Annotated in this window: 7 protein-coding genes and 1 CRISPR repeat array; of the genes, 4 read left to right on the top strand and 3 right to left on the bottom strand. The window is 41.6% G+C overall.

Features of this window, described 5'->3' with window-relative positions:
- Positions 1 to 112: 112 nt before the first annotated feature.
- Positions 113 to 406: a CRISPR direct-repeat array (repeat unit 33 nt; unit sequence TCTCGTATTTTACACCTATGCGTAAGTTGCAAC).
- A 150-nt stretch (positions 407 to 556) separates the two neighbouring features.
- A complete protein-coding gene (locus WS40_RS10030) occupies positions 557 to 1,888 on the bottom strand; it encodes a transposase (RefSeq protein WP_325208532.1) in 1,332 nt (443 codons plus the stop codon).
- Between the two features lie 238 nt (positions 1,889 to 2,126).
- Here WS40_RS10030 and WS40_RS10025 point away from each other — a divergent pair, with 238 nt between their 5' ends.
- Entirely contained in the window at positions 2,127 to 2,699 is a 573-nt protein-coding gene (locus WS40_RS10025) for a LytR/AlgR family response regulator transcription factor (RefSeq protein WP_046442022.1), read from the top strand.
- A gap of 22 nt (positions 2,700 to 2,721) precedes the next feature.
- Positions 2,722 to 2,814, top strand: a complete 93-nt coding sequence (locus WS40_RS11765) for a hypothetical protein (RefSeq protein WP_442973542.1) — start codon at positions 2,722 to 2,724, stop codon at positions 2,812 to 2,814.
- Between the two features lie 166 nt (positions 2,815 to 2,980).
- Here the strand turns inward: WS40_RS11765 and WS40_RS11665 are convergent, their stop codons facing one another.
- A complete protein-coding gene (locus tag WS40_RS11665) occupies positions 2,981 to 3,238 on the bottom strand; it encodes a hypothetical protein (protein ID WP_325208531.1) in 258 nt (85 codons plus the stop codon).
- 19 nt (positions 3,239 to 3,257) lie between these two features.
- Between WS40_RS11665 and WS40_RS10020 the strand changes: the two genes are divergently transcribed.
- Both WS40_RS10020 and WS40_RS10015 read left to right on the top strand, forming a co-directional pair.
- The gene (locus tag WS40_RS10020; protein ID WP_302837641.1) at positions 3,258 to 4,139 is read left to right on the top strand and encodes a sensor histidine kinase; all 882 of its coding nucleotides are present in this window, start codon (positions 3,258 to 3,260) and stop codon (positions 4,137 to 4,139) included.
- Between the two features lie 122 nt (positions 4,140 to 4,261).
- Entirely contained in the window at positions 4,262 to 4,858 is a 597-nt protein-coding gene (locus WS40_RS10015) for an accessory gene regulator B family protein (protein WP_046442019.1), read from the top strand.
- Between the two features lie 660 nt (positions 4,859 to 5,518).
- Here WS40_RS10015 and WS40_RS10010 read toward each other — a convergent pair.
- Positions 5,519 to 6,781, bottom strand: a 1,263-nt coding sequence (locus WS40_RS10010; RefSeq protein ID WP_046442018.1) for an InlB B-repeat-containing protein, incomplete at its 5' end; no start/stop codon positions are given.

Raw genomic sequence — 6,781 nt, 5'->3', positions numbered from 1 at the left:
CCTTTTAAGGGTGGTTGCAGTCTTTTTTTATTGCGCGTTTTTTTACAGCGCCTTTGTTGTTTTACAAATATGTGATTGTAATTCAATATCGTATCACAATGCAAATTGAGTGATTCGTATTTTATGCCTATGCGTAAGTTGCAACGCATAGCAAATAATTAAGAGTTCAGAGTACGTTCTCGTATTTTACACCTATGCGTAAGTTGCAACGTCATTTGTGAAGGCGACTGCATAGATAGCTCTCTCGTATTTTACACCTATGCGTAAGTTGCAACCAGCAGGGCAAAATCAGAGTATATAAGGTCGATCTCGTATTTTACACCTATGCGTAAGTTGCAACGTTGATGTTTTCGACATACTCGTTTGACGATTGCCTCGTATTTTACACCTATGCGTAAGTTGCAACTGCAAAATTGAACAAAAGTGTAACCCTGTTGCACGGATTATTATGTGCACGTTAAAACCTTACCGAGAGTATTTACCGTATTTTGTTAAAGACGTATGTACACTTTCTCGATTTTAGGACGCCGAGTCGCCCTGAAATTGTGTGAACCTTCTACTTGTTTTCGTTCACTTGGACTTCGCTTTTTTGCTTTTGCAAATCTTTTTCTATTATCTTATCAATGTTTTTAATTCCGATATTCTGACTTGCATTATAATCGGCATTACTTTCAAAATCGCATTCAAGACATCTAAATTTCGCCTGATTTGGTCTGTTATCCTTGTGGATATATCCGCATTTGCTACATCTCTGACTTGTATATTTAGGGGCGATATAGACGACATTTATCCCTACTTCTTTCGCCTTGTTTTCTATCTTTGTCTGGAGATCATAATAAGTCCAGTCTTTTAGAAAACGATCAGATTTAGATGTAATACCCGTCAGCTTTTCCATTTGGATAGTTCCGCAGCCCTTTTTTACAGCATATTCTATCAAAGCTCTGCTGTATTTGTGGTTTGTTGTATCACGAAATCTTGCTATCTTGTCGCCTATATTTAGGGCAGGCTCAGTGCGTTTTTTTCTGCCGTGACCAATTCTTCCGTCACCGCAGTATTTTGTTTGCTCGAGCATTGAACGTCTGCGAGCTTCCACGCTTTTTCTGAATTTCTCAATTTCGCCGCCCTTGATTATGAATCGGTCACGATCACCGAAAACCGAAGCGACTAAAGGACAGCTAACGCCTACATCAACACCAAGGATCTTTTCTTTGTCAAGTTCAGAAATGTTTTTATTGTCAAAACTATAAGACAGATTAAGCTTCCACATCTTTTTCTTTTGGTCATATAAAAGTTTGCTGGCATTTATCTTGTATACTTCGTCAAAACAGCGTTCAAGAATAGTTTTGGTAGAATTATCTTTCACCTGCATTTTAAAACGAAAACCGTCTTTAAAACCATACTTTGCAAATTCAGCTTTTTTTAATAAAGCGAGCCTAACATAGAATTGGTTGTTTTCATATATCAGCTTTATAGAGTCTTTGTGCAGATCAAGAGGTTGGTCTGATTTGTATGAAGGAACTGATCGTTTGCCTTCCCATACCTCTTTTTTATATGTATTAAAAATTTTACATACATCCATTGTGGTAGTGGAAAGATTACTTGAATTTAAAGCGAGTTTTGTTCTTAATTCTTTGTTTGCTTGTCCATGCACACTTGAGTAGCCAAATATGTCTTTTGCTTTAGGATATATGCCACTCGCCTTAACATAATCGCTTGAAAAATTGTTCCATTCCCAAAGAAGCTGAACAGTTTTATTCTTTGCTTTTCGTGTCTGCTTTTGCAATTCCCACAGTATTTTATTGACTTCTTTATAATCTATCCGGTTGCCTGCTTTGTCAAATTGCTCACTAATTAGATAGATTTTTACGACTTTGACCAGTAATGTCACCCCATTTCACACGATCAATATACTTTATCTTATCATTATAACACATAAGTATATTTTTGTAAATTGGCAAAAAGGACAAATATGAGGTGTGGTTTTTGGAACAACGTTCCTCGATTTTGGCACAACATGACAATTTTTGACGCTAGGTGCTTATTGCTGGTTTTATGGCTTGACCTTACGGTATAATTATGGTAATATAAAATCGTACATAGACTATGTTATAAAAGGACGTGAAAAAATGCGGATCGCAGTTTGTGATGATAATGCTGTTTTTCTTCAGTTTTTTAAATCTATGCTGGCAAATGAACTTGAATCAAGGTCGGTCAAGGCTGAAATAGAAACGTTTACCAAAGCTGAGAGCTTTTTTTACTGCCATGGGAAAAAGCCTTTTTCGGCTATATTTCTTGACCTTGATATGCCTGAAATGACCGGTTTTGAAGTCGCGCGGCAGCTAGGTCAGAATGGTAATTGCTTTGTGATCTTTGTGACAAGTCATCAGGAGCTGGTTTATGACAGCTTTAATTTCAGACCGCTGAATTTTATCTGCAAAGATCCTGACGCTGATGTTATGAAGGATAGGCTCCATATGGTAGCAGGACAGTTGACGGACGCATTGAAGCAGGAAAAGACAGTGGTTTTGGAGAATAGGGAGCAGGGAAGGATCTCTGTAAAGCTTCGGGATGTAACTTACATAGAGAGCAATAGCCACAGCATCATATATCATTTTGCAAATAATAAGGATACTATTGCAGTAAGAGATAGCATTGGCGAGATAGAAGAAGCTTATCGTCAATCTGAAATATGTATTTAACATAAGCCGTTCAAATGAAACAGTGATCTTCAAAAGCGGTTCAGTACTGCCCATGAGTCGGGGATATAAGAATGAAGTTGACGACGCTTTGACTGAATATCTGAGGAGAAAGTGATGACTATTACATTGTGGACGATATTTGAGATCTTGATAAACTTTTATCAGGGCGGTCTGGAAACATGGTTTATATATAAATTTCTTACGCCAAGATCTCATGAAAGGGCTAAGATATGGGCTGTTATATTTGCCGTTTGTGAAGGCTGTCTGGTCACTGCTTTTAATTATTTCACTGTATTTGAGGGCTTTGGAAGTGCTTTGTACTGGGCAAGTCTGCTTGTCTTTGTGTTTTGCTTTTTTAGTGACAATGCTGTAAAGAAATTTCTTTCCATATCCCTCTCGCAGGTTGCGATCTTGTTGATAACGTCATTGGAACTAAATGCTGTATCGTCATTTTTTATAATATCCCTCAGGAAGCTTGTGGTCGAACAAAGCTTGCTTAGATTTGTGACGCTTATAATGATCCAGATTTCTATATTCATTGTATTTAGATTAATACTGATGGCCTTTAAACATACAGATGATTATACGGCTTCAGATTGGGTGACGATAATTGCAGTGCTTATTATTTCGTTTTTCCTCGTTATGGTAATACATGAACTGTCCCTTTCGGCAGACGGTGGCCATAGGCTGTATATAAATCTGTCATATATGCTTGTCTTTGTCCTTAATATACTTATATTCTGGATAATAAATTCTTTGATAAAAAAGAATCGGAAGCTCAAGGAAATGGAGATAGTCAAACTAAGAGAGCAGTATCTTGAGCAGTTTATCGGAAACGCCGAGTCGCAATATGACGCCATGAGAAAACTAAGGCATGATATAAAAGACAAATATGAAACGGTCAATGAACTGTTGAAAGTCCAAAAAATAGATGAAACGAGAAAATTTATCTCAGAAAGCTTTGACCTTATCGAGAAGTCGGAGTCCTATGTTAAAACGAAAAATAATATTGTAAATGCTATCGTTAACGCAAAGCTTACGATGGCTTCTTCCTTGGGGATAAAAATATCATGTATAACAGTTTCAGATTTTGAGGGAATAAAGGGAACTGACCTTTGCGACCTGTTGAGCAACACGTTGGAGAATGCTATAACGGCATGCAAGGAAATAGCCGACGACGCAAATAAATTTCTGTATCTGAAGATCGACCGAGAAACGGATACATATACGTTTTTGATAAAAAATTCAATAGATCATTCTGTTATGGATAGTAATCCAAGGCTTACGACCACAAAGGCTGATAAAAAACAGCATGGTCTGGGGACCTCCATAATCAGAGAGATAGCAAGAAAATATAATGGCAGATGCGATTTCTATGAGTCGGAGGGAATGTTTTGCTGTCAGGTAACATTGATGGCAGATACAACGGTCCTGAACTAATTGTTCCGGACCGTTGCTGCATTTCGTGACAAAAACCTGCAACTCATTCCAAAAAGCTTGACATATTGCTTTTATTCTAGTAAAATTCAAATTAGGGTAAGACAAAAGCGAGGCGGTAGTTTATGGATCTTGTTGTATCGGGTATACTTAATTTTTTGACCGAGCAGGAAGCTATCGGCAAAGCAGATGAGGTACAGGATTTTTATCGGTATGGCATAGAAATAACTATCTCATCAATGTTAAACATTGTGCTTGTATTGCTTATGGGAGCATTGACAGGGCATTTGCTGGAAAGCGTAATATATTTGGCAGTGTTTATTGCTGTCAGGGTTATTACCGGAGGGTATCATGCAGATACATATTTCAGATGCAATCTGCTGATGTGTTCAACATTTATTGCTACAGCTTTTCTTAATGACAAGGTATGCGGATATATAAATATATGGGTGATAGTTGCCTTTGTGGTGTTTGAAGAGATAATAGCTTTTGTATTCTGCCCTGTGGAGAACAAAAATAAGCCTATAGAAAAAGAAAAAAAGCCAAAGTTCAAAGCGATGGGAATGATAGTTTTTCTGTTGCTTGATCTGTTTGGCGGGGCGATTATCAATAAATATCAGATGGTTGGATCTATGATCCTGTTAACAAATCTATTAATTGCAGTTTTAATAATATCAGCGAAGATCAAAGAAAAGAGGTGTGATAAGAATGAAATCATTTAAGAAATTGCTTGCTAGCCTTATTGCCAGAGCGACTAAGAGAATGGGTATAGCTGCCTGCGGATGTGCATCAATGTATGGTGGCTATCAAACTAAAGAGCCAAAAAACATTTACAAGAATTAAGCGTAAAGCTACAAGAATTACGATAAGCATTACAAAGACTTTATCATTTCCCCTTTAAATCTTGTGATACTTGTAAATGAGGTAACATTAGCAGGAAAATAACTTCCTGCTGGTGTTACCGTTTTTTTATTTGTAGTGAGTTCAAGCTTTTGACAGTGAGTAAATTTGCTTTTAGACACAAAAAAATTATGTCCTACAAAAGGATGCGCTGTACTATTCGGTTTTCAAAGAACGGGCGGAGGCTATAGAGAAAGCCCCCTCACTTTCCATGCCGAAAAGTTGAGGGGGCTACAACCAAGTTTTTTAATTTCCTAAAAGGTTTTTGAGCTTTGCTCTGATTTTTGTCGAAGGCATAAAGAAAGAGCGCCGGAGATCGCCGTCCCCGTTCGGTTGGGGATACACGGTCAGAATGTGGGTGTCGCTTGCCGCCTTTCGGAAAGGGACTTGCTGTCAAGCCCACTTTCAGGAAAATAGGCGGTGGCGGAATGATCCGTCACCGCCTATTGTGTTTAGGCTATTTCGATTTCGGAAGCGTCGGCTTATTCAACCTCGGATTTCTTTCTCTTTTTGCCGCTTACGCCCAGCAGAGTCAGAACGCCGCCGCTGACGTACAGAGCAGCCAGCCAACCGATGTGGTTGCTGCTGTCACCAGTCTGAGGACACTTGGTGGAGTCGTCATTTCCTGGCTTATTGGTGTTATTATCACTGCTGCCTGTATTGTCGGTGTTGCCGCCGTCGGGGAGCTTGTCGATGACCGTATTCTCGCTGCGCTTGGCGCCGCAAACGGTGCATTCCTCGTGTTTGATGCCGGTGGCCTCCTTGGTAGCGGCCTTGTCGATCACCCACTGGAAGCTGTGTGGTGCCGTGTCGGCATTGTCGCCGCACTCGCACTCATGCCAGTGGTTGGTGCCGTCATACTTCCACTCTGTACCGTAGCTGTGGGTATGATTGCTGCCTGTTGCAGGGATCGGTGCGGTTTCAAGAACCTTCTTGCAGACGGTGCATTCCTTATGCTTAGCGCCGTCGGCGGTTTCGGTAGCTGCCGTGTCAACGATCCACTCGCTGGCGCTGTGAGCCGCAATATTGGCCTTATCGCCGCACTCGCACTCATGCCAGTGATCGGTGTCGTCATACTTCCACTCGGTTCCGTAGCTGTGGGTATGGCTTGGAGGCGCATCCTTATAGGTGGCCTCGAGCTTCACATCATTGCCGGGCATGGTGAAGGTGGTAGTTGCCTTGGTGGCGTTTGCCAGAGTGACATTGCCCTCCAGCACGACCCACTTGTCAAAGACCTTGCCTGCCTCCGGTGCGTCCGCCGTAACGGTCACAACGGTGTTCTGCACGATCTTGTCCGTGATAGGTATCCCTGCGGCAACGGAGGCCGTGCCCTTGATGACCGTGACCGTGAACTCGGTCGCGTCGGAGCTTCTGACGAACCTTGTCTCGCCGCAGTCGGCACGCTGGCAGGTGTAGAGAATTCCTTCGCTCTTGCCCTGTTTTGCAGGTTTGCCGCCGTCCCAGTCGTGGCTGAGCTTATTAACTACATGACCGTAGCGGATAATCTGTCCGCAGCCGGCTGTGCACTGCTGGTCACCGCTATAGCCTGAGGTGGTGCATCCGGGCTTAACCTCATTGATCAGCTTGTAGTTATCGGCAATTTCGTGGAGGGACGGGGTTGAGACGCCCTTATGCGCGATCCTGTCGCACGATGTGCAGTACTGGTTGCCGGAATAGCCCCTCTCTGTACAGGTCGCCGTTCTTACATCCCGCAGTTCAAGGGGACCGCTATGCCTGAAGTCGCC

This window comes from Ruminococcus sp. N15.MGS-57 (genome assembly GCF_000980385.1).
GTDB classification, from domain to species: domain Bacteria; phylum Bacillota; class Clostridia; order Oscillospirales; family Ruminococcaceae; genus Hominimerdicola; species Hominimerdicola aceti.
The sequence above is the reverse complement of the archived record's forward strand: the minus strand, read 5'-3'. Positions and strand labels throughout refer to the sequence as shown.

Excerpts from the sequence above, each read along its gene's own strand:
- WS40_RS10025 (WP_046442022.1), top strand. The coding sequence starts at position 2,127 with ATGCGGATCGCAGTTTGTGATGATAATGCTGTTTTTCTTCAGTTTTTT.
- WS40_RS11665 (WP_325208531.1), bottom strand. The coding sequence starts at position 3,238 with ATGAATATAGAAATCTGGATCATTATAAGCGTCACAAATCTAAGCAAG.
- WS40_RS10020 (WP_302837641.1), top strand. The coding sequence starts at position 3,258 with ATGGCCTTTAAACATACAGATGATTATACGGCTTCAGATTGGGTGACG.
- WS40_RS10015 (WP_046442019.1), top strand. The coding sequence starts at position 4,262 with ATGGATCTTGTTGTATCGGGTATACTTAATTTTTTGACCGAGCAGGAA.